The organism is Paenibacillus sp. 2KB_22 (genome assembly GCF_052115745.1).
In the GTDB taxonomy this organism is placed as follows: Bacteria; Bacillota; Bacilli; order Paenibacillales; family Paenibacillaceae; genus Paenibacillus.
Window position 1 is genome coordinate 595,555 of sequence record NZ_JBFRHG010000001.1, and the last position, 22,236, is coordinate 617,790.

Consider the following 22,236-nt stretch of genomic DNA (forward strand, 5'->3'; position numbering starts at 1 on the left):
TCGATTGATATACAGAAAACCCCTTCTTCTACATATTTTTGTAAGGTTCCAGCACTTGGGAGTGCTTTTGTGGATCCGGCAGGAAGAACATGATGACCATGAGTACGATATATAGACCAAGAATGACACTGAACAACAGCGTTGGATTGTGATGGTAGAGCAAGCCCGTCAGGTAACCCGATGGAATGGCTGTTAACGTCATAACCGTCTGCACGGCCGAGAACATGTCGGCTTTTTCATGCGTTCCCAATCGATTCATCAGCAGGGAATCCCGATACGTCTGCAAAATGAAATTACCGGCAGCGAGCACGATTAGTGTGAGAAACAACATGCCTATATTCCCCACCGGAATCAACAGAAAGAGAATGGCCCCGGCCGTACTAAGCACAATGGAAAAACCAACATACTTCTCTTCCGAACGCCGTTTCAGTCGCGGAATGATGACCAGATAGAGCAGCATGACAGTGACCGCAGTCACCACTGGAATAAACGATATGACACGGTCATCGAATTTCAACTGCTCCTTGAAGAAAATGACCTGAAAGAAATTCAACTGCAAAATCAGATTCGACAACACCGTAATCAGAATGATCGGGAACAGTCTCCGTTTGTAGAACGATTTGCCGAACAGGCGCAGACTGGCACCCAAGCTCTGAAGTACGCGGGTTTTACTATGCAATCCCATAAGTTCCTTGCCGACCTCAGTCTCATCTGTGTACCGGTTCCGAATGAAGAACATGGCGGTCATGAGGATGCCCCCGACAAAGTAAATGCTCGCCAGTGTAGGTACAATACCGAAATCAGCTATAACAACTCCTGCAATTGGCGTAAGTACCCCGGCTCCAGTAATAATCATGTTGAGAATAGCAAATACCTTGGATCGTTTGTGTTCCTCGACATCCTCTATGATCAGACAGTTAAAGGCAACCGTTACAAACTTCGATGTTGCGTTCAGCAAGTAGGCGATCAGAAACAGCCAGAAGTTCTGGGAGAAAGCCCAGATGAACATGGGAACACTCCAGGCAAGCAGATCGAAGATCAGCGTTGTTCGTTTACGCCCCAGCTTATTGGTAATGGAACCCGCAAACAATTGAAAGATAAAGGCAAAATAAAGATTCACCGAATTGATTAAACCGATTTCAATGTCCGAAAGTCCGGCTTCCTTCATATATAAAGGAGCGTAGAAGAGAACGATCGTGCCCGGAATGGCCCATACCGGTTCGAGTAAAATGGAGTAGCGTGGATTCTTCGGCAAATCTTGAAGCAATTTCAATCGATATCCCTTCCTTCTGCGGTTTTCACCGCTGCGAACTCCAACTTCTCGCAGCGGCAAACCCGCTAATGTCTACATGCTTAGAGTACCTCTTATAGGATAAGAGCTGTTTTGACTGAATTCATCGGCAACTTCTCTCCGGTATGCATGTCATAACCAATCGTTCCATTAAAGGCCTGTTCATAATCACTCAGCAGTTCCTTGGCTGTCACCATCTGTTCCAGTTCCGGAATGCTTTGGGCAAATTTCAGTGCAGTACTGATCATCGAGTGGTTGGCAACTGCACCGATGATACTAATGCCATCATTAATCACAGCTGTTGATTTGAATGTCACCTCATAGCTGTCGTCATATCCCATAGGAATAATTTTGCCACCTTTAGCAATCATCTCAAATCCCACATGAAGCTGGTTACCAACCGCGTCCACCACAATATCAAACTTCTTGTTATTATTGATCTCGTATACTTTATCCAATGTCAGATCCTGAGGATAGAACACATGATCTGCGATCCCTGAAGCGAACTCTTTGCGGTATGGATCAACTTCCGTGCCTACAGTAAGCCTTGCCAATCGTTTGCTCACAAGCTGACACAGAGAACCGATTGCACCTGAACCGAGGACCAGTACTGCGTCACTTGGCTTAGTCCCTGCTTTCATGAACGTCTGAAGCACACATCCCAGTGGTTCGATCATCATGGCCGTTTCCCAACTCATGGAATCCGGGATGGCATAGATATACTTTTCGTCCCCAACAAAATATTCAGCAAAGGTTCCGTGTGTCGTCATCCCTACTTGATAGTCATCAAAATTCTCGCAGTAGATGAAGAGACCTTCGCGGCAATAGGAACAGGTACCGCAAGATTGCGTGGGATCAACCAATACCCGATCGCCGATCTTGAAACCACGAACTTCATCGCCCACCTCAACGACGGTACCCACGCCTTCATGACCAATGATCGTCCCTTTATTGGCAGGTACTTTGCCTTTGACAATATTCAGATCTGTACCGCAGATACCTGAACCATAGATTTTGATTTTCACCTGGTTTGGTTTTTGAATGGTTGGCTCCTCAATCTCCTGATAAGTCACCTGTTTGAGATCCTGATATACGAGTGCTTTCATTGAATAATTCCTCCTAGTCAATTGTCGATTTCTAATTTGTGGATTAAGCTTTAAACGTTTTCGAAAATTGCATCAAATGAAGATGTTCCTGCTTCTGAATCTCTTTCCAGTCTGACAGGATCTGTAACAGAGCTTCCTCGACCCACAGCAATTCTTCCCGTGTATGGGCATCCGAGAAAATCAAGTAACCTTTGGTGAAGATGCCGAAGTGAGCCATTCTCTTCACCATGAACTCGCGGAAAGGGTCCGTTTGAAAGTTATCCTCGGCCAGGGATTGAATGCAGAAGCTTGCATACGTCCCTTTCACTTCCAATTGATCTGTTAATCCGAGTAACACAAGTTCAGATTCCAGACGATCCATGATCCGGGTTGCCGGATCACGCCAGGTCGGCCATACTTTCGCATTCTTCATTAATCGTTCACAGGCAATGGCTGCCGCGAGCGCTGTTGTTTCGCTGGAATGGGCATTGCTGAATCGGACTTGTCCCGACAGAGACATCAAGTGCTCTGGCCCCAAAACCGCTGCGAGCGGTAACCCGTTTGCCATACCTTTGGAGATACAGAGCAGATCAGGCCAGATGTCATATTCTCCTGCTGTAGCACGTTTGCCCATTCGAATACCGGAAGTAACCTCATCGAATATGATAATGATGTCCAGAGACCGGCATAGGTTTACGACTTTCTCCAGCGCGTCCCTTTTCCACTCGTTGGGACATAAAACAATACATGCGATATCCTCGGGAGATGAGGTAATCTGGGCCTCAATTCGCTCTGCAGTAGGTTTGTTGACCCAGATTGTCGAACGCTCGATATCTACTGGAATGCCCCGTTCTTTCGTTTGGCCACCATAATAGCCGTATGCGGACCAATCATGCCACCCATGATAAGCCGTCGCAATAACCTTGCTTTTGCCACTTGCGGCACGAGCAAGTCGTACGGCCCCACTCACTGCATCGGCACCACTCTTGGTGAAGCGCAGCGACGGATAACGACCCTCGAACCGCTCCAGAATTAACTCGGCGCATTCAAGCTCGATATCTGCCGGTACCGAAAAGCTTGTCCCTTTTTTCAGCTGATGAATGACGGTTAATTGGACTTCATGCCTCGCATGGCCCCAAGACGCCGTACCCATGGCCATTTCGCAATCCAGCCATTCATTTCCGTCGATATCTGTAAATCGGGATTTGTAAGCCTCTGCACAACATACGGGTGTATGCCCCGGAAATAAACGTTCAGGTGCTTTGGCTAAAGTGCTGCATCCGCTCGGAATTACCTTTTCGACTTGCTCCAACCACTCCAGATTACGGGTAAATCTTACGGCACGATCGAGCGTGCTCTCTTTTTCTTTCACCTTAAGTACCTCCCTGTTTATTTTCGTTGTGCGTGTATTATCGAACTTTGGTTCCAGGCCAGCATCCATCGTAGATGCGATCCATCGTAATTACATTGCCATACAGATCAATGATCAGATCCTTGGCTCGATGAGCATGTCTCATCTCAATCCAGTAGCGGTTCTCTAATAAACGGGCGAAATTGTCTACCAAGAACAGTAACCGGTTCTCACTATGAATCAGTTCCTTACCCAGTACCTGTGGCAGCCAGATGGCCCCGTTGGAATTGAAGCGATTGGAATAGTCACGTACCTCGGCTACATTGGCAAAGTCAGCTTCCTCCAACTTGGTCCAGAATGTATCCGCATCACTTCGAACCTCGGCAAGGTCAATTCCAACAATCGGCAGATGCTGGTATTCAACTTGGCTCTCTAGCTGCGCTTTCAGATGACTGAAAACGAAAGGCCACACATCCGCCTCGATTTGACCGCCCCACTTTTTCCAGAAGCGTGCCAGATTATTCTTGCGGTTGAAGTTCCGGTGAATGCCGCTGCTGCGTTCCCAGTGATATGCTTGAATATTCGGATTAATGACCGTATCGTATCCGGCAGCTCTTGCCCGCATCTGATAATCAAAGTCCTCGTACCCGTTAAAGAATTTCTCATCGAGGTTGCCGATGGTCTCATACACCTCCCGCTTCATGCCAAACATGGCGAACACCACCAGTTGAACCGAGAAGGTTTCTTTCGGGATATCATCAGGGGATGCGTTCAGGAACAGGTGTCGACCGATGGTGTCTGCAAAAGCAATGCCGCAGTGCTGCACACCTCCGGTTTGCGGATACAACAGAACGCCTCCAATCATGCCAATCGTAATATCGCTGTCCAGTGTCTCTTTCATCATGGGTTGCCAATTCGGTTGAAGAATGGTATCGGAATCCAGGAAGAAAATGTACTCTCCCTTGGCAAGACTCAGTGCGCTATTAATCGACACGGCGCAACCGAGTGGAAAATCATGCTGAAGAATTTCGATGGTCACACCTTCTCTTACTTCTTGCTTCAGTTTATCCAGATGTTGAAAGACTGCTGAACCGGAACCGTCGTTGATGAAAATAATCTGGGTGGATGGGCTTACCGTCCGGAGCAGCGAATCTGTGAACAGGTTCAAAATGTTATAGTCCTGGTTGACTGGTACAATAATGGTGTAAAGCATGGAATCCCTCCTGATTTGGGTTGATGGAATGAGTACTTGAACTGATGTTGAACTGCATAATTACAGGTAGTTCTGCCCGACCTCCTCGCTTGAATATTTTGTCTTTATTTGGTAATGATTTGGATCTACTAGAAATTTATATCATTTTTTGTAAACTGGAAATCTTAAATTCTGAACCCTGTTAATATTTGAATATTAGTCAAAATCAAGTCCATGATGCTTGTGCATTGAGAAACGCTGTTGTGAACGCAAAAAAACACCCCCAAAGAGTCTGCGTATCTAACGATACGATTGACTGTTAGGGGGTGTTTTCGCTAGTGAAATCTGATGTTTTTGCTTCTATTGGCGCTGACCTAGTGCTGCTTAAACCCATGATAAAACGTGTCTACTACAAGCGCAGGGGCTGCTTTTCTCGCGATATGACCACTTACAACCTGCTGCCACGTCAGGAACATGATGGAATACAGCACATCGACAATCCAGGTTTTATCAAGATCGGAGCGGAAATAACCTTTCTGTTGTAACAGACCGACCGCATGCAGTACCGGTTCTCTCAGTTTCAGATCTGCTCCCTCGATCTCTGGATTATAGTTAATGGTGGTGTCATGAGCCAGAAAATATATTTTGTCGCCTAATGGAATCAGCGCCTCGATAAGCTCAGGTATGTACTTTTCACAGTGCTCTTCATCCAGTTGAACTTGTTGCATAGTCTCACTGACCACCTCGATTGCGCGTAATCCCAGATGAATCATGAGCTGTTCACGGCTTTCCACATATCGATGTAACGTAGCAATTCCGATTTTTGCAGATTCTGCAATTTCATTCATGGAAGCATTCGGTTTTTCAATCAATAATTTGGTGGCCTCGTCCAAAATGGAATTGAGCCTAGTTTGTTTGATTGTAGTCATTTCCTTTTTCATTGGTATTACACCTCTTAGCGTGTATAGTTCAACAATTGATCTGTTCATCCATCATATGATTGGATTAGACTATAAAATTATAGCATACTTCCTCAACATTCCAATGCGTGCGTGCAACAAACAACTTTTATATTGTTGATGGAGAGATGAGATTGTATAAAGATTAAGAGCCGCCATATGGCGGCTCCTAACAAGGAATTGTTCTTCGTTACTACTCATAATTCAATGATTCTTGTTGCAATATTGGTACAAAATTCACGATCATGCTCTACAAAAAGCAGGGTTGGTGAGTATTCCAGTAGCAAGTCTTCAATCTGCATACGTGAAATGACATCTACATAATTGAGTGGTTCATCCCAAATGTGCAGATGAGCTTTCTCACTAAGACTTTTGGCAATGAGCACTTTCTTTTTTTGACCTGCACTAAACGTTGAAATATCTTTCTCCAATTGCAGTCTGGAAAAATCCAACTTTCGAAGTATCGATTTAAACAGGCTCTCATCAATCCCCTGTATCGCCGCATACTCAGATAAATGCCCTCCGAGATCAGACGTGTCCTGCGACACATACGAGATTTTAAGCTGATAATCCTTTCGGAAAAGGCCTGTGTAAGCAATATCTTCACCACAGATCAGTTTAAGAATGCTGGATTTGCCAGATCCATTTTTACCGTAAAGGGCAATACGATCTCCTTTTTCAACCGTCATACTGACATCCTTGCACACTGTATTGGCCCCGTACGATATCGACACATGTTCCAATTCAACAAGTTCATTCTTGTGAAAATCCAGCTGATGAATCTGCAGTCGTTCTGCACTCTCGATATTTTTGAGAAGTTTAGACTTATCTTGAATCGCAGATTGCTGCCTTTGTTCGATATTTTTGGAACGTTTCATCATTTTGGCAGCCTTATGCCCAATATATCCTTTATCCACCTTGGAACCGGAGTTTCTCGTACCATTTTTGGTCTTTTCGACTTCATGGGACCAACCACCGGTCCGTTTGGCAGAATCGGATAAACGCTTGATATCTTTTATTAATTTCTCATTACTCGCAAGTTCAAACTGATCTTGCCTTCTTTTATTTTCCCACCAAGCGGAGAAATTGCCTTTCTGAATCTCGATGTTACTCTTATTGATGGAAAGGATGTGGTCTACACTTTGATCCAGGAAGGATCGATCATGAGACACCAAAATAAATCCACTCTTGCTGCGGAGATAATCACCTACGATTTCTCTCGCATGAAGATCAAGATGATTGGTTGGTTCATCAATGAGCAGAAACCGATTGTCCTTCAGGAACAAGGCAGCCAGCATCACCTTTGTTTGTTCTCCGTTGGATAACGTGTCGAAAGGCCGATACAATACATCTTCCGACACCTTCAACAGGTTAAACTCGCGTACAACTTGCCAGTGCAGATATTCAGGATGAATCTCGCCGATGACATCGACCGTCATGGCTCCCTTATTCTCTACCTGGAAAGGAAAGTATTCAAAGCTAACATTCGCAGAGATATGTCCGCTGTATTCATATTTACCGAGCAACAGATTGAGGAATGTCGTTTTGCCTCTGCCGTTCCTGCCGGTAAAACCCAATTTCCAATCGGAGTCTAACTGAAAACTAACATTTTCAAATATATTATCGTAACTGCCATCATAGGCAAAGGTCAGGTTGGTAACGTTAATTAAAGACATGCAGATCATCCTTTTTATGTGAAATATAAAAGTAAACTGACGGGATTTCACCATCGAACCTGGCATGGATTCCCTCACTTTAATATTTGAACATAATCAGAATTTAGATTCGCTTATACGATAAAGAAACCTGGCGATATAACATTCAGCGCCAAGTAGATCTATGCATAGGAGGATAAAGTGTTGGATTCTGATTAGTTATATTGTGAACCATGCCATTGTTTAAGTTCGTTGACAGGTCCACATAAACATCTACAACCTCTAATTCTGTCATCACTTTATCACCCCTTTGAAAGCTCATAATTTGAATACAGAAAACGTAACATGGAATATGATATGGGTCAAGGCGAGAAAGCAGATAGGGCCTCATCGCACAACCCACCTAAACCACTCTTTGTTTAATTCTTAGTCGCCATTCGATTGTTTCTAATCAAGCCTTCCTTCCATGTCCGCACGTAAAGATTAATATAAATATCCCAAAAAATCGAGTTCTCCTTCTCCCCATGGCCGGTTTCCAACTTCTTTAATCATTAGCCCCTCCACCTTTTGAGTCCCTACTCCAACTGTAGTTAAGGTTTCATGATTAATTTTCAACCACGTACATGTGTTGCTTACCGTTTTGAATCCATTTTTGCTATACAATTCCTCATGATCCGCAAATAAAAGGACAAAATCAACATGCCCTTTGGCCAACCTTTCCACTTCGGATATTAACAAAGAAGCGATTCCTTGAGAGCGAATAGCCGGAGAAACACACAAATCGATGATCCCCATCACTCTGATCGGTGTTCCATTTAAATTCATCACCCTGTAATCCAGTCCCACTTGCCCAACGAGTTGGTTGTCTGGGGTGAATGCCAATACTCTACTTTGTGGTATTTGCTTAAAGAACAATCTGTCTTTCGGATAAACCGCTGGAAAGCTGGCAACAAGTAATTCTTGAAGAAGAGTTGACCATTCTTCACTTAGATCCACATCATATGTTTTGATTAATTTCAGAAAAAATCCTCCTAAACCACGTTATTCTGTTCTTTGCTTATGTTATCAGCTTTACTTACCTCTACGTAAATTTTGATGATGTACTCATCGGGATTACTTTCTGCAAAATAAGTAAGCAGGTCCAGTGCATACACATGTCCACAGACTTGCAGTCCCTCTTTTTCTATCTCCTCTTTCATGAGGGAATACGTCTCCGGCATGCTTTCGTATGAACCTCGATGATTCATGACGGCATACATCCCTTTTGGCTTAATCCATATCGTTTCCCCTGAAATGGGAGCTTTTATTTTGTTGCCAAAGTAATCCGGATAGTATTCTCCTGCCTCATAGTGCTCCTGAGTTAAGATCGTCCATACCGGAAACTCATAGTCGATCATCTGTTCATCACAATGGGTCCTGTATTCAATGAACTTACGGAAGAATTCCTTATCCCCATCCCCTTGTTCCAGTTGTACAGCAATAAAATACTCCAGCCCACATTGTTCAATATGTAGCCCTTCAGGAGAAGCATCCGTGGCTTGTTTCGTCATTTCAATGGCACCACTTAGCAGCTTTTGCATGCGTTTGATTCGTTGTTGCTCCAACTCAAGTGCCTTTAATTTCTGTTCAAACAGCTCAATTAACAACGGTGTATTCTGATTTTGAATAAACGACTTAATCTCTTGGAGTGAGCTTCCTGCCTTCTTTAGCACATGTATGACATCCAGCACATACGTTTGTTGCATACCATAATAGCGGTAGCCCTTGGCATTGGTATATTCAGGCTTTAACAGCCCAATCTCGTCATAATGAAACAAGGTATGTTTGGTCACTCCGCAGATCTTGGCAAATTCACTGGTGGTAAAATGTTGTGCGTGATGTCCAGCCATCTATGGGCCCTCCATGTACATATATATGTAGTCTAAGTTTTATCAATATAAATGCATTATAGTGTGTAAAGAAAAGTTTGACTATAGGGTTACCCGATAGTTTAGTCTTGAATTGTAAGTTATTCATATCGTCGGAGGGAAACATGTCTAAATTCAAACGTTGGATGATTCTTGTTATTGTCTCAAGTGCACTATTACTCATTGTGATGGATATGACCATCCTGTACACAGCCCTACCCAGCTTGACCCATGATCTCGGTGCATCTGCTTCGGAGAAATTATGGATTCTGAACGGTTACTCCCTTGTCATGGCGGGTCTTCTTCCTGCAATGGGAACACTCGGGGACCGTCTTGGTCATAAAAAAATATTTACCCTGGGCTTGCTCGTCTTTTCTGCTGCTTCTCTTGCTGCTGCCTTTTCTCCAGTACCGGCTGTGCTGGTCATGAGCAGAATTCTTCTTGCCGTAGGTGCATCCATGATGATGCCAGCGACATTGTCGATTATCAGAGTTACGTTTACGAATGAGCGAGAACTCGCACTGGCAATCGGCATCTGGGGTTCCATTGCATCAGGTGGTGCTGGACTGGGACCGATTGTTGGTGGACTGCTTCTTCAACATTTCTGGTGGGGCTCTGTGTTTCTGATTAACCTGCCCATAGCCATTATCGCGTTTGTATTCGCCTTGAAAATGATCCCTAAACATCAAGGGGATACCTCGAAAAAGTGGGACTTCACCAGTTCCATTCAGATCATGATTGCCATGGTCGGAATTATCTATTCCATTAAGGAATTCACAAGACGCGAAGGATCTCTCACACTCGCTATCATTGCTGCTGTTGTCGGTGTTCTGTCCCTGATCATCTTTATTCGCCGTCAGAATAACAGTCCCAACCCACTGCTGGATCTGTCCTTATTCAAAGTCCCAAGATTCAGCACCGGCTTTATTACCGCACTGGTTGGCTTGTTTGCACAAATGGGTGTGCAATATATGGTCACTCAGCGGCTTCAACTGGTGGAAGGCATGTCACCTCTTCAGGCTGGACTATTCACCGTATCCATACCTGTTGCAGCACTCATCGCCGGACCTGTTACGGGGGCCACTATGCACCGTGTGGATGTTGTATATATCAAAAGCTTCACTCTCTTCATCGCTGCCCTTGGCATGGGGACGTATCTGATGTATTTCAACGCTGGGTTCACCGGGCAGATTCTCGGTTTGGCACTGCTTGGTGCAGGTCTTGGATCAGGCATGACCGCTGCATCACATTCCATCATGAGTTATGCCCCACCACACAAAGCGGGTATGGCCGCTTCCATTGAGGAAGTGGGTTATGAGCTGGGCGGAGCATCCGGTATTGCAATCATCGGAAGCATGTCGACCCTTTTCTACACACTCGCTATGAAGATTCCTGTGGGAATTAGTGTGCCAGCCAATGCGAAAGACAGTTTGGATGAAGCGCTTATCGCTGCCGAAAGCTTGCCCGCTGCGTCTGCTGAATCGCTCAAAAATGCCGCCTTTGCTGCATTTGACCAATCCTTCTTTGTTGTCATTGCAGGTGTGACCGTATTTCTGTTCATTGCTGCTCTGATTATGAGTTGGGTTGCTGTGCGGTTGAAACGAGCCCCAAAGCACAGCGTTAAAACGTAATGAAATTCACTTCATGAAACAAAGCGAGGTATATATAATCATGTGGTTTCCAATAACCAATGGAGTTGTTATTTTATTAGGTATAATAGCTATTTTTCTGATCGTTAGAAATATGTCAAAAGAAGAGGATTAACTGCTGACTGTCGATAACTTAAACAGCTTGTTACCATTTTTAATTAAATTAACATCAAAAACCACTACCTGAGTTGTTTCAGGTAATGGTTTTTGACATGCCTGATAACCGAAGCTTACCACCATGCTGCACCTCACGGAAGGTAGGCATCCTCTACCTCAACTTTTCGTTCATTCCCCATCGCAATGTATCTTACGTTAATGACATTTCCTTTCTGAAAATGGGGAACATGTGTGATTGGAATATAAGTCTCTACAATTGTTGGGAAGGTGCGGCCGTCAACTTGGGTTACAGTCAGATCCAACCGCACACCAGGCCTTCCATCCCTACTGGATGATGTCTGTACAATATCATGAATTATTGCTTCTGTTGGAATTCCGTCCATCAGAATGCTCTTGCGAAGGTGATGTTTCTCTGTATTGTTACGTAACAGTTTAAATGCCATAATCGTAGTGATCGTGCCTGTTATAAGCCCAAAGACAATAATAGCAACAAAAATAATTAATGTGACGGTCATGATAACCTCCTTTTAGTTGAAACTTATGTTAACTACTTCTTGTTTAGATCTCTTTTTCCTGCCTATTCTCTCTGAATCGGAAAACCTCAAAGTCAAAAAAGCCGCCTTAAGGGCGGCTTCATGCTGTCTATGTGTTCAACTCAATCTACTTTCGCACCATACGAGCGCACAAATAGAACAGCTTGTTCGCGATCCAAACGTACACCTTTGATATCCAGTGATTTCAGATCGATGCCTTCCAGGCTAGCCCCTCTTAGATCGGCCCCTTGCAGCTTGGCTCTGCTTAATACAACTCGGGTAAGATCACAGTCTCTCAGATCCGCTTTGGTGAAATCCGTGTCCGTAAAGTCAGCTTCAAAGAAACGAATTCCTCGTAAATCCTGTTTGCCTAATCGGGTATGTCTCAGATTTGTATAAGACCAATCGCCGTGACTTAGTGTGATGCCATCCATTTGCGCACCTGAAAAGTCTGAGCCTGTCATCTTGCAGGAGCTGAATTTGGAAGCAAATAGATTCGCACCACCGAAGGTACAGTTTTCAAAAGCCGATTCCGTATGAATCGAACCATTCATCGAAGCGCCTTTGAAGTCACACTCGATGAACCGGCAGTTACTTGTCTCGATCTCTTCCATAGAAGCGTTCATAAATGTACACTGTTTGAAAACACAACTTATGAGTTCTCCATAGCGCAAATCGCGTCCCTCAAAATGTACTGCTTCATATTCCTGATCCTTATATTGATACACTGGTTACACCCCACATTGTATATTTCTCCGTCTTTCTTCATTAAATGAACTTTTTATACTATACCACACCCCTGTCAAGTACCTGCTTAAACACCCGTAAAAGTCAAGTTACTTTTTTTATGAGAAAAATCTGAAAACTAAAAAAGGAACGCATAAAGCGCCCCTCCAGCTCACACTTTTAACTGTTCCAATGTGGGCTTATATATATGAAACTCTCCAGTTAGCTGCTTGTCTATTCCTAGCAGAAAGCATTACACCAGTTTTTTGGACATTCGGTACAGGGATAGCGAAGGTTTATTGATTTCCCCTACTCTCTGGTATCCCAAACGCTCGTAGAGTTTAATAGCTAGTAGATTTTCCTTTTTAACCGTAAGTGAAGACTTGGAGAAGCCTTGTATCACAGCTTGCTCCTCTGCAAATTGAATGAGCTGTGTCCCTACACCAAGTCCTCTGCTCTCAGGCAAGGTAGCCAATGTTCCGATGTGGTATTCGTCATTGTCTGCTTCTTTTAATGTCACCATGGAATAGAACTCTTTCCAATGTTGAAGATTATACTTAATCAGGCTCCATTGACGAAGTTCAAACAGCTTCGTGAACGTTGGCAAAGCGAGTTTGTTCATTAAAGTGGTCGGATAACACATGATCATGCCCAACGTTTGGCTACCCATTTTGGCTTCATAAGCGTATTGGTGACTGAATCGGTTTTGATTCGCACGCCATAACTTGTTGAATGTTTTTTCTATAATGCCTTTATCTTTGGTTCCTGCAAGCGAATAGGCCATATATTCAAGTGCCATCTGATTTAGTTGCCCGCCGACTAAGGATTGTGGACTGGCTTTTGTTATGGAAATCTTATTCATCGCTGTCACTCCTCTAGGTAGCTGAAATTGGATTAAGTCCTTACATCAGGTTGGTTGAATGATAACCCCTCAACGATCACATTCACCGTATCAATCGTTAATCCGGTCAGCTGTTCCACATGTACTCTTACATTGTTTTGTAATTCCCTGCAGACTTCATGCACTTTCGTTCCATAACGAACAACAACCTTCAAGTTAATCTCCAATCTGGATTCTACGTTACGGACGGCTATGCCATTTTGCAGACTTTTCCCACTCCACTTTTTGGTGAATCCTTCTACAAATCCTGTCGACATGGAGGAAATCTCACTGGAAGTATTCGCGATCTTGCCGACAATTTTGGAGATCACATCATCCGATATTTGAATTTTTCCCAAAACATGTTGAATGGACATCCTAGGTCCTCCTCTTTACGTCTGAATTATTGATAGATTATAATATCATTTAATATAAATATAAATCATGCGGAGTCCGATTTCAACTTTTTGAATTCGGTCGTCCACATTTCTACCTGTACATATCAAAAAAGCCGCGATCATCGCAGCTTCTGTTGGTCATACTATGGGAATTTCAATTGAATACGGACAGGAATGTGGGAGGATGGCCCGGTATCTGTTCTCCCTTCCTCTACTGCCTCTGTTTCTTCTACTTGCACGTTCCACTGTCTGCCAATTAACGATTGCAGCAATTCAATCTCTTGTACGGTCAGATGAATATGCTTCAGTGACAGTTCATCTTGAACATAATCCCGATCCACCTTACGGTCAAACCGGAAATCGAGCAATCGTTTCAACCCGTTAATATGCAAAAATTTGAACTCATAACCTTGACGTATCGCCTTTTCCCAATCGTCTCCGATATCAGCTGCTGTCTGTAATCTTTCATCAAAATCCATCGCGGATTCCTTAACCAAAGGTAACAACTGGGAATAGTCCCGACGTTGTAAACATTCAATAATCACTTCTCCCGGTATTCCACTTGTCAGCACATTCTCTACAAGGAGCCCGACAGGAATGGACAGCTGAGTTCGACTCATTGCTCTCCCTCCTCAATCCCGAGATACTGATTGAACCAGGCATTTACCTGTTCGAAGCTATCGATCCGCAGTGAAGGTTTACCGCTTTTGAGCAAACTGTGGTTGGAGCCCGGATAACGAATCAGCTTGGTCTTTTTGCCGTATCGTTTTAGCGTGGTATACAATTCCTCCGCTTGCGCAATCGGTGTCCGATAGTCCTGTTCCCCGTGCATGATCAGAAGTGGCGTCTCAATGTGATGTGCATGGGCAAGAGGTGAGCGAGACCACAGGAATTCGGCGTTTTCCGCCGGATTCCCCCCGATGACTCCCTCGACGTAGGAAATACCAATATCGCTCGTTCCATACATGGACAACCAGTTGGAGATACAGCGCTGGGTTACAGCTGCTTTGAAACGGTGCGTATGTGCTACAATCCAGTTCGTCATTACGCCGCCATAACTGCCACCTGCGACACCCAGACGAGATGCATCAAGGAATTCATACGTATCCAATGCATAATCAACAGCTTCCATCAGATCCCGGTAATCCCCTCCGGCAAAATCGCCACGGCAAGCTCTGGCAAACTCCTGACCGTATCCCATACTTCCGCGAGGGTTGATCCATAACACAGCGTACCCTTGCGCAACGAGTGTCTGCATCTCATGACTGTATGTTCCCGTATACATCGCGTGAGGTCCACCATGAATCTGTAGTATCAGTGGTAGCTTCCCATTGTTGTCACGTATTGCCGGAGTAGCTAACCAACCTTGAATCGGCCATCCATCGGAAGACTTAAACTCTACACGCACAGGCGCATTTACGGCTAAACCAGCCATGAATTCATCATTTCGCCGGGTGAGCCTGAACATCTCACCACTGTCGACATCCACGCGATATAACTCTCCAGGTTGTTGAGCAGTCAAAGCAGCGATAACCAGCGACGTACCATCTGGCGTTAAGGTATACTGATACACATCCTTTTCACCAGCACCCGTCACCGTTTGATAAGCTCCATCTTCTTGAATGCGGTACACGTCCACATTCCCGTTATGCGTTCCGAGCACATATACACCACGTTCCGGATGATGGACATCCGAGATAGGAGAAGGTGATACACCTGCTGACTTCATATCTCCCAGTGCTGCGTTACCAATCTGCATATCTAACTGTGGTGCAATTATCCTGGGTTCCCCCCGATGAACTGGGACAGCGTATAAGCTGTTGTGGCTCCCGCTCCCATACTCACGATCACTGGCGATTAGGATCAGCTGCTGCCCATCCGGTGAATAGGAGAACTGGCTCACTGCCAGACTGGAATCCGTCACTTTGAAGAGATCACTCTCTCCCAATCGAATGCTGTATACATCTGTAAAGTACAGCAGATCCGCATCGAGTTCCTCATCCTCCACTTGCTTGGATATGAAGGAAAGGTACTGGCTATCTGGCGACCATGCTGGAGCACTGATATTCCACAGCCCAGAAGTCACCTGTGTGATCTCCCCACTTCCGATCTCGTATACAAACAAATGGCTGTATTGACCATCCCACCAGCCAGCCCCTTCCGCCTTCGGCGTTGTACGCTCAAAAACCTTGCCTCGCAGCACAGGTGCGGGCTCCTGTTGGGCGTCATCGTTCTTCTGTTGATCCTCTGGTTGCACTTTACTGGTAAACGCAATGTACTGCCCGTTCGGGGACCAGATATAATTCAATATTTTACGTGCGGGAGAGATCAGCATGACAGGCTCTTTTTTATCCGGATCGAGTACCCATAGTCCCTTACCCCCATCCGCGGAGCGAATGAATGTGAGCTGTGTGCCATCCGGCGACCAAGCGGGAGATGAATCCTTCGTACCATTCGAAAGTGCAATATCTTCATCACCATCGAGCGAAATCCCTCGAATTTGCGTGTTATATTCGTTTTTATCCTGATCTATGGTCTGTTCCACATAAGCCACTTGTCCGTTCGGGCTGACAACAGGCTGACTTATCCAACGATAGTGAACCAGATCCTCCGGCATAATTGGTCTTTGATTCATCTTCATGGCTCCCTTCCCTGTTTATTTTTGGGTTGTCTCCGTACGTGGATCAAGCACATCACGCAGCCAATCACCAAGGAAAATAACTCCGAGTACGGTAAATGTAATGGCTAGTCCCGGGAATGTAGCAACCCACCAGCTTGTTGCAACGTATTGTCTGCCATCACTGAGCATACCTCCCCAGGACACATCGGGTGGTTTGATACCCAGACCCAGGAAACTGAGTGATGCTTCCATAATAATCGTCGTGCCGACATTCATACCGCAGATTACGATAAAGGATGAAAGGATATTTGGCAGAATGTGTTTCACAATCAGTCTTCCATTCTTCGCGCCGATCGATCTGGCCGCATGAACAAAATCCCGCTCTTTGATACTAAGTACCTCACTTCTGACCACACGGGTGAATGGAACCCAATTTGTCACCCCGATGACAAAGATCAGCGTTGTAATACCCGGACCAACAATCGCCATCACAACAAGCATGAACAGAATGGTTGGAATCGCCATGAAGGCATCACCTACACGCATGATGAGTGCATCCAGCCATTTCCCGTAGAATCCGGAGACCAGCCCCAAAATGGCGCCAATGATGCCTGACACAATTACGGCACCCATCCCGACGATTAAGGAAACCCGAGCACCATATACAATTCGGCTCCACATGTCTCTGCCCAGATTATCGGTACCCAGCCAGTATTCGGCCGTTCCACCCTCAAGCCATGCAGGCGGTTTAAGGCGGTTGAGCGGATTAACCGCCCCTGGATCATGACTCGTCAATAGAGGTGCACCTATGGCGATTAACACAACCAACAACACAAGCACAGCACCAAACATTCCGGTCTTGCTGATGATCAGTTGTTGCCAGATATAACGAAATCCCGTTGGTGCACGCCCATTGTCTTGTTCCTGTTCCGTACCCGGAATTGGCATTTCATTGCTGCCTGTCATATGATTGCACCTCCTTCTAATCGTATTTGATGCGCGGATCAAGCAGCCTGTAGGCCACATCCGTCAAGATGTTGATTACCACAACGATAAAGGCAATGACAAACACCGCGGCCTGTACAATCGCCATATCATGTGTGTTGACTGCAACGACCAGCAATTGACCCAGTCCAGGCCAGGAGAATACCGTTTCCGTAATCAAAGTTCCCCCGATCAGACTTGTAAACTGCAAACTCATAATTGTCACGACCGGAATCAATCCGTTCCGAAACGCATGTTTCACAATGACAACCATCCGACCAAGTCCCTTGCTGCGGGCTGTTCGAATATAGTCCAGGTTCAGAATCTCCAGCATGCTGGAGCGAATCAGCCGGGTCATCTGCGCAGCTAATCCAACGCCAAGTGTGAATGCCGGCAAGATCAGATGTGACAATCCACCGCGACCGGATACCGGCAATACACCCAACATGACGGAGAACAAGAGGATAAGCATGATCCCCATCCAGAAGTTTGGCATTGCCTTACCAATGACGGATATTCCAGAAATGATGAGATCGGTAAACGTATTTCGTTTGACGGCTGAAATGACTCCAAGTGGCACAGCCATAAGTACGGCAAAAAACATGGCGGCTACTGCCAGTTCAAAGCTGGCAGGCAATCTCTCCAGCACGAGCTCTAACGCAGGTTGATTGTAGCGAAAAGACTGTCCGAAGTCTCCCTGTATCGCACTGCCCAGAAACTTCACGTATTGCGTATATAAAGGCTGGTCCAAACCGAGTGCCTGCGTCAAAACAGCACGATCTTCAGCGGTAGCCGTTTCAGGCAACATTAGCGCAACCGGATCCCCGGTGACTCGAACCAAAATGAACACAATTAATGAAACAATGAACAGCACCGGAATGATCTGTAGTAATGACTTAAGTACATATTTGCCCATTCCTTGTTCACCTCCCTTGTTAAGAAAAAGAACGGCAGGAACATGGTTATCCAGTCCCTGCCGTTCACGGCCTTATCTTTTCAATGACCGGTTGTTATGCTCGATGTTACTGTGCAACAGGTGTGATCTCGTCAGCATAGAACATCTCGTCACTGCGCGGCGCGAAGTTCACTTTCGCATTTGTTCCGTAGACACCTTCCATTTGGTACAGATATACAGCTGGGCGTTCTTCAGAGAAGATCTGCTGCACTTGCTGATACTCTTTCTCACGAGCTGCAGGGTCCATGTTCACCAATGCCGATTGAAGCAGTTTTTCTACTTCAGGATTGTTGTAATCCGACTCGCCTTTGGCTTCTTCCAACATATAACGATTGTAGTTATTCGAAGCATCGAACAAGGAGTTACCAATACCGATCATGAAGATTTCTTTGAATGATTTGGAGCTGTAACGTTCACTAAATGCACTTGCTTCCAGGACATCCAGGTTGATTTTGAATCCGGCTTGTTCCAGCATCGCTGCAACAACTTCAGCTTGTTCTTTGTATTGTGCGGAAACGGAGATGGTCATCTCGGCTTCACCTTCTGCATAGCCAGCTTCTTGCAGCAACTGTTTTGCTTTTTCCAGGTCATAGAGTGACGTTTTGTACAATGAAGGATCAGCACCGAAGTTGCCTGGTGTTACGGACGTGCGAGTTACGATACCTGCTCCGCCGGCAATGCTGTCCACGATTCCTTGTTTGTCGATCGCCAGGTCAATCGCTTCACGCACTTTCGGATCAGCCGTGATGCTGCCTTCCGTCTGACGGAAGATCAACTGAAGCACACGCTGGATTGGTGCTTTGACAATCTTCTTGTCTGCTTCACCTTCGATCCGTGCAATGTCAGTGGACGGAATGGAAGATGCAACATCTACACCACCGGCAAGCAATTCGGATACACGTGTAGAGGCTTCAGGAATAACGCGGAATACCACTTCATTCCATTTTGGTTCACCATCGAAGTAGTTCTCGTTTTTCACCAATTCCACACGATCATCTTTGGTCCATTTACTGAACTTGTAAGGACCTGTGCCTACCGGTTGTTTAAGGAAAGCATCGAATCCTTTATCCGCAATATATTTTGCCGGCAGAATTCCAGCTCCCATTTTGGACAAACGATTCAGCAAGAGCGGATCAGGACCATCCGTGATAATGTCTACGGTATAGTCATCCACCGCTTTAACTTCTACGATATTTTTGAAATAACTGTTTTGTTTCAGTGTCTCGTCCTTGGCTACGCGCTCCAGCGTGTATTTTACATCTGCCGAAGTGAAAGGATCGCCATTGTGGAAGGTTACGCCTTCACGCAGTTTGAATCTCCATGTTGTATCATCAACCTGATCCCATGATGTCGCAAGTCCCGCCACTTTTTTCTGTTCACTGTCATTCTTGATCAAATAATCAAAAACATTGACCAGAACCGCCTCACTGGAGGTGTTGTTGTTGTTGTGCGGGTCGAAACTCTCAATATCTGTTGCTGCAGCAATGGTCAGTGTTGTACTTGCGCTTCCACTGCCCGTTCCTTCTGTTGCGGCATTGTCATTGGTGCTTGTCGTTTTTCCTCCGCAGGCGCTGAGTACCATGACGATTGCCAGTAACGTGATCCACAAGCCAGTCCATTGTCTTTTTTTCATTGTGATTGCTCCCCCTCAGAAGTTGTATTCCTTGCCAAAAATTCAAGAGCTACTGCGGACAACATGCCCACACCATAAGGCATCGCTGTCTCATCAAGATCAAACATGGGATGGTGAAGTGGATATCGAGTCCGTTCCTCATCATTACCAGATCCAAGTCTGAAAAACACGCCCGGAATCTGTTCACAATAAAAAGCGAAATCCTCGCCCCCTGTAGAAGGTTTGATATAGTTCCATCCCTTCTGCGCATTAACCTGGTCGCAGGTCTCTGTCAGCAGGTCAACCATGCCGAGATCATTCACGACAACAGGGTATCCATCACCGTAGACGACTTCGCATCCTGCTCCGAAAGAATCACAGACCCCTTTAACAACCTGTTCGATCAAAGCTGGCATCCGTTCACGAATGGCAGGTGAGAGTGTACGAACCGTACCGATCATCTCCACTTCCGGGGCGATGGCTGTTCCCATATAACCTCCGGTGATTTTGCCAATGGTGACTACAGCGGGTTCAAGCGGATCGACCATCCGACTGACGATATTTTGCAAGGCGGTGATGACCTGAGCAGATACCGCAATCGCGTCAATGCCTTCATGCGGACGAGCCGCATGTCCACCCTTGCCAAACACCTTGATAATCAAGGGATCAGCTGAAGCAAATGCAACGCCCTGACTTACGCCCAAGGTTCCCGTGTCCTGTCCAGGGGTCATGTGTAACCCTGCGATGGCATCAACCTTCGGATTCTCCAGAACACCGTCCTGGATCATGGCTCTCGCCCCTGCGAGTCCCTCTTCCGCTGGCTGGAAAATGAATTTGATGTTGCCTGATTTGGGTCTTCCAAGGCCAGTTAGCAACTGGGCAGCTCCCATCAGGATGGAGGTGTGAGCGTCATGTCCACACAGATGCGCTTTGCCATCTACTTGCGAGCGGTATTCCACCGCTTTCTGATCCTGGATTGGCAGAGCATCCATGTCTGCGCGCAAGGCAAAGGTTGGTCCATCTGTCTCTCCGCGAAGCAGGCCTGTGACCCCGGTCTGTCCCACATTACGTGTAACTTCCAGGCCCAGGCTTTCCAGATGTTCAGCTACGATAGCGGATGTGCGGTGCTCCTCGTAGCCAATCTCCGGATGGCGATGCAGATCTCTGCGCCAGGCGCTTAACTGGGCTTGTAGTGGCTGAGCCAGCTTAATCAGTTCTGAACGATTCATTCGCTGTCATTCCCTTCATTTTCATCCGATTCAGAAACCAAACGGGCATAGATCGCGTCAGCTGAGAATTCAATATGTCTTTTCATCGTCTCCCGGGACTTGAACCTGTCATGTGCTTTCAGCGCTTCAAGAATCTCCATATGTACACCGTGGTTGACGGTACGTATGCGGTCATCATAAGGCATCAAATCCAGAGCCGGATTAATTTTGGTCCGGATCTGTCTGACCGCTCTCTCGCAATAGGGATTCCCCGAAGCTTTGGCAATGGTCAGATGAAATTTCACATCCAGCGCCCTGAACCATTCCCTTGTACAGCCTGGCTCTATACTTTGTTCCATATAGCCCTCAAGTAGCTCCAGTTCGCCTGCGGTGATCCGCTCAGCAGCGAGAAAAGCTCCCTCCGGCTCGATGATGGTTCGATATTCAAACACCTTGAGCATCTGTGACCAATCCCGTTTAATCTCTTCTCTGGTCCGTTTATGCGAATTGGCTGTCAGAGGCAGTACAAATGTTCCGCCTTTGGCACCTACCCTTTTCTCAATCAAGCCTTTCTCTTCCAATGAAGAGAGTGCCTCGCGAACGGTAATGCGGCTTACATCAAAAATCTCTGCCAGATCGCGCTCGGCTGGAAGCTGTTCTTCACTCATCAATTCTTTCAAGATAATGGCTTCTTCCAGTTGTTCTCTTATGAATTCACTAACCTTTTTGGTGGATACTTTCTCAAAACGAAATGAAAACGTACTGGACATCTAAACACTCCGATCTGTATATGGTCTAGACCTTATACCATTAATATAATTCCGACTAAACTTATATGCAATACTTTTTTTCAATTAAATTCATATTTTTTTCTCACCACCTCCCAATTGAACCATTTGGGCACAAAAAAGACGCATCTGCACGCAGCAGATGCATCTTCCCCTTAGTTGATTTACACCGTTCACTACGATGACAGAACAACCTTCCGATCACTGTTATCCCCAGATTTCTTTGAATCCCTTTTTGAAAGGGGGAAAATCCGGGGATAGCGTATGCTTCCGATGTAGCTTTCTTTCAGAAAGCTTGTAGGCGAACGCTCCGCTTCTTCAGGTTA

At 45.7% G+C, this 22,236-nt stretch carries 20 protein-coding genes; 1 reads left to right on the forward strand and 19 read right to left on the reverse strand.

The annotated features are described in order from the left end of the window. Positions 1-28: 28 nt before the first annotated feature. The 8 genes from AB4111_RS02490 to AB4111_RS02525 form a co-directional block, all read right to left on the reverse strand. The gene (locus tag AB4111_RS02490) at positions 29-1,273 is read right to left on the reverse strand and encodes an MFS transporter (RefSeq protein ID WP_253435175.1); all 1,245 of its coding nucleotides are present in this window, start codon (positions 1,271-1,273) and stop codon (positions 29-31) included. A 92-nt stretch (positions 1,274-1,365) separates the two neighbouring features. Next, positions 1,366-2,397 carry a zinc-dependent alcohol dehydrogenase gene (locus tag AB4111_RS02495; protein ID WP_442030192.1) on the reverse strand — a complete coding sequence of 344 codons (1,032 nt, stop codon included), beginning with the start codon at positions 2,395-2,397 and terminating at the stop codon, positions 1,366-1,368. Between the two features lie 43 nt (positions 2,398-2,440). Continuing rightward, positions 2,441-3,748 (reverse strand): aminotransferase class III-fold pyridoxal phosphate-dependent enzyme, encoded by a 1,308-nt coding sequence (locus AB4111_RS02500; protein ID WP_442030194.1) that lies wholly within the window; start codon positions 3,746-3,748, stop codon positions 2,441-2,443. Between the two features lie 37 nt (positions 3,749-3,785). Further along, on the reverse strand, positions 3,786-4,940 hold the full coding sequence (locus AB4111_RS02505) for a glycosyltransferase family 2 protein (RefSeq protein ID WP_091016536.1): 1,155 nt from the start codon (positions 4,938-4,940) through the stop codon (positions 3,786-3,788). A 353-nt stretch (positions 4,941-5,293) separates the two neighbouring features. Then, on the reverse strand, positions 5,294-5,860 hold the full coding sequence (locus AB4111_RS02510; protein ID WP_442030197.1) for a TetR/AcrR family transcriptional regulator: 567 nt from the start codon (positions 5,858-5,860) through the stop codon (positions 5,294-5,296). Between the two features lie 215 nt (positions 5,861-6,075). Further along, a complete protein-coding gene (gene abc-f, locus AB4111_RS02515; protein ID WP_442030199.1) occupies positions 6,076-7,554 on the reverse strand; it encodes a ribosomal protection-like ABC-F family protein in 1,479 nt (492 codons plus the stop codon). Between the two features lie 462 nt (positions 7,555-8,016). Beyond that, on the reverse strand, positions 8,017-8,529 hold the full coding sequence (locus AB4111_RS02520) for a GNAT family N-acetyltransferase (RefSeq protein ID WP_442030201.1): 513 nt from the start codon (positions 8,527-8,529) through the stop codon (positions 8,017-8,019). A gap of 35 nt (positions 8,530-8,564) precedes the next feature. Beyond that, positions 8,565-9,422, reverse strand: coding sequence for a MerR family transcriptional regulator (locus tag AB4111_RS02525; RefSeq protein WP_442030203.1), 858 nt, complete (start codon positions 9,420-9,422; stop codon positions 8,565-8,567). A gap of 143 nt (positions 9,423-9,565) precedes the next feature. Between AB4111_RS02525 and AB4111_RS02530 the strand changes: the two genes are divergently transcribed. After that, positions 9,566-11,071 (forward strand): MFS transporter, encoded by a 1,506-nt coding sequence (locus AB4111_RS02530; RefSeq protein WP_442030205.1) that lies wholly within the window; start codon positions 9,566-9,568, stop codon positions 11,069-11,071. 266 nt (positions 11,072-11,337) lie between these two features. Here the strand turns inward: AB4111_RS02530 and AB4111_RS02535 are convergent, their stop codons facing one another. From AB4111_RS02535 to AB4111_RS02585, 11 genes are all read right to left on the reverse strand, one after another. After that, on the reverse strand, positions 11,338-11,721 hold the full coding sequence (locus tag AB4111_RS02535; RefSeq protein WP_442030207.1) for a hypothetical protein: 384 nt from the start codon (positions 11,719-11,721) through the stop codon (positions 11,338-11,340). Positions 11,722-11,861: 140 nt separating this feature from the next. After that, positions 11,862-12,467, reverse strand: a complete 606-nt coding sequence (locus tag AB4111_RS02540; protein ID WP_442030209.1) for a pentapeptide repeat-containing protein — start codon at positions 12,465-12,467, stop codon at positions 11,862-11,864. A gap of 251 nt (positions 12,468-12,718) precedes the next feature. Then, positions 12,719-13,327, reverse strand: a complete 609-nt coding sequence (locus tag AB4111_RS02545) for a GNAT family N-acetyltransferase (RefSeq protein WP_442030211.1) — start codon at positions 13,325-13,327, stop codon at positions 12,719-12,721. 32 nt (positions 13,328-13,359) lie between these two features. Then, positions 13,360-13,722 (reverse strand): Asp23/Gls24 family envelope stress response protein, encoded by a 363-nt coding sequence (locus tag AB4111_RS02550; RefSeq protein WP_442030213.1) that lies wholly within the window; start codon positions 13,720-13,722, stop codon positions 13,360-13,362. A 164-nt stretch (positions 13,723-13,886) separates the two neighbouring features. Further along, entirely contained in the window at positions 13,887-14,363 is a 477-nt protein-coding gene (locus tag AB4111_RS02555; protein ID WP_442030215.1) for a hypothetical protein, read from the reverse strand. Then, positions 14,360-16,378 (reverse strand): prolyl oligopeptidase family serine peptidase, encoded by a 2,019-nt coding sequence (locus AB4111_RS02560; protein WP_442030217.1) that lies wholly within the window; start codon positions 16,376-16,378, stop codon positions 14,360-14,362. Before AB4111_RS02560 ends, AB4111_RS02555 begins: the two co-directional genes overlap by 4 nt. A 21-nt stretch (positions 16,379-16,399) precedes the next feature. Continuing rightward, on the reverse strand, positions 16,400-17,329 hold the full coding sequence (locus tag AB4111_RS02565) for an ABC transporter permease (RefSeq protein WP_442030219.1): 930 nt from the start codon (positions 17,327-17,329) through the stop codon (positions 16,400-16,402). Between the two features lie 16 nt (positions 17,330-17,345). Next, a complete protein-coding gene (locus AB4111_RS02570; protein ID WP_442030221.1) occupies positions 17,346-18,263 on the reverse strand; it encodes an ABC transporter permease in 918 nt (305 codons plus the stop codon). 106 nt (positions 18,264-18,369) lie between these two features. Next, entirely contained in the window at positions 18,370-19,935 is a 1,566-nt protein-coding gene (locus AB4111_RS02575) for an ABC transporter substrate-binding protein (protein WP_442030223.1), read from the reverse strand. Next, on the reverse strand, positions 19,932-21,143 hold the full coding sequence (locus AB4111_RS02580) for a M20 metallopeptidase family protein (RefSeq protein ID WP_442030225.1): 1,212 nt from the start codon (positions 21,141-21,143) through the stop codon (positions 19,932-19,934). Before AB4111_RS02580 ends, AB4111_RS02575 begins: the two co-directional genes overlap by 4 nt. Continuing rightward, positions 21,140-21,892, reverse strand: a complete 753-nt coding sequence (locus tag AB4111_RS02585) for a FadR/GntR family transcriptional regulator (RefSeq protein ID WP_442030227.1) — start codon at positions 21,890-21,892, stop codon at positions 21,140-21,142. The genes AB4111_RS02580 and AB4111_RS02585 overlap by 4 nt, the downstream gene beginning before the upstream one ends. Positions 21,893-22,236: the final 344 nt, after the last annotated feature.

Coding starts and splice junctions, on each gene's coding strand:
- AB4111_RS02495 (WP_442030192.1), bottom strand. CDS start 2,397: ATGAAAGCACTCGTATATCAGGATCTCAAACAGGTGACTTATCAGGAG.
- AB4111_RS02505 (WP_091016536.1), bottom strand. CDS start 4,940: ATGCTTTACACCATTATTGTACCAGTCAACCAGGACTATAACATTTTG.
- AB4111_RS02510 (WP_442030197.1), bottom strand. CDS start 5,860: ATGAAAAAGGAAATGACTACAATCAAACAAACTAGGCTCAATTCCATT.
- abc-f (WP_442030199.1), bottom strand. CDS start 7,554: ATGTCTTTAATTAACGTTACCAACCTGACCTTTGCCTATGATGGCAGT.
- AB4111_RS02525 (WP_442030203.1), bottom strand. CDS start 9,422: ATGGCTGGACATCACGCACAACATTTTACCACCAGTGAATTTGCCAAG.
- AB4111_RS02530 (WP_442030205.1), top strand. CDS start 9,566: ATGTCTAAATTCAAACGTTGGATGATTCTTGTTATTGTCTCAAGTGCA.
- AB4111_RS02535 (WP_442030207.1), bottom strand. CDS start 11,721: ATGACCGTCACATTAATTATTTTTGTTGCTATTATTGTCTTTGGGCTT.
- AB4111_RS02545 (WP_442030211.1), bottom strand. CDS start 13,327: ATGAATAAGATTTCCATAACAAAAGCCAGTCCACAATCCTTAGTCGGC.
- AB4111_RS02550 (WP_442030213.1), bottom strand. CDS start 13,722: ATGTCCATTCAACATGTTTTGGGAAAAATTCAAATATCGGATGATGTG.
- AB4111_RS02555 (WP_442030215.1), bottom strand. CDS start 14,363: ATGAGTCGAACTCAGCTGTCCATTCCTGTCGGGCTCCTTGTAGAGAAT.
- AB4111_RS02560 (WP_442030217.1), bottom strand. CDS start 16,378: ATGAATCAAAGACCAATTATGCCGGAGGATCTGGTTCACTATCGTTGG.
- AB4111_RS02565 (WP_442030219.1), bottom strand. CDS start 17,329: ATGACAGGCAGCAATGAAATGCCAATTCCGGGTACGGAACAGGAACAA.
- AB4111_RS02570 (WP_442030221.1), bottom strand. CDS start 18,263: ATGGGCAAATATGTACTTAAGTCATTACTACAGATCATTCCGGTGCTG.
- AB4111_RS02575 (WP_442030223.1), bottom strand. CDS start 19,935: ATGAAAAAAAGACAATGGACTGGCTTGTGGATCACGTTACTGGCAATC.
- AB4111_RS02580 (WP_442030225.1), bottom strand. CDS start 21,143: ATGAATCGTTCAGAACTGATTAAGCTGGCTCAGCCACTACAAGCCCAG.
- AB4111_RS02585 (WP_442030227.1), bottom strand. CDS start 21,892: ATGTCCAGTACGTTTTCATTTCGTTTTGAGAAAGTATCCACCAAAAAG.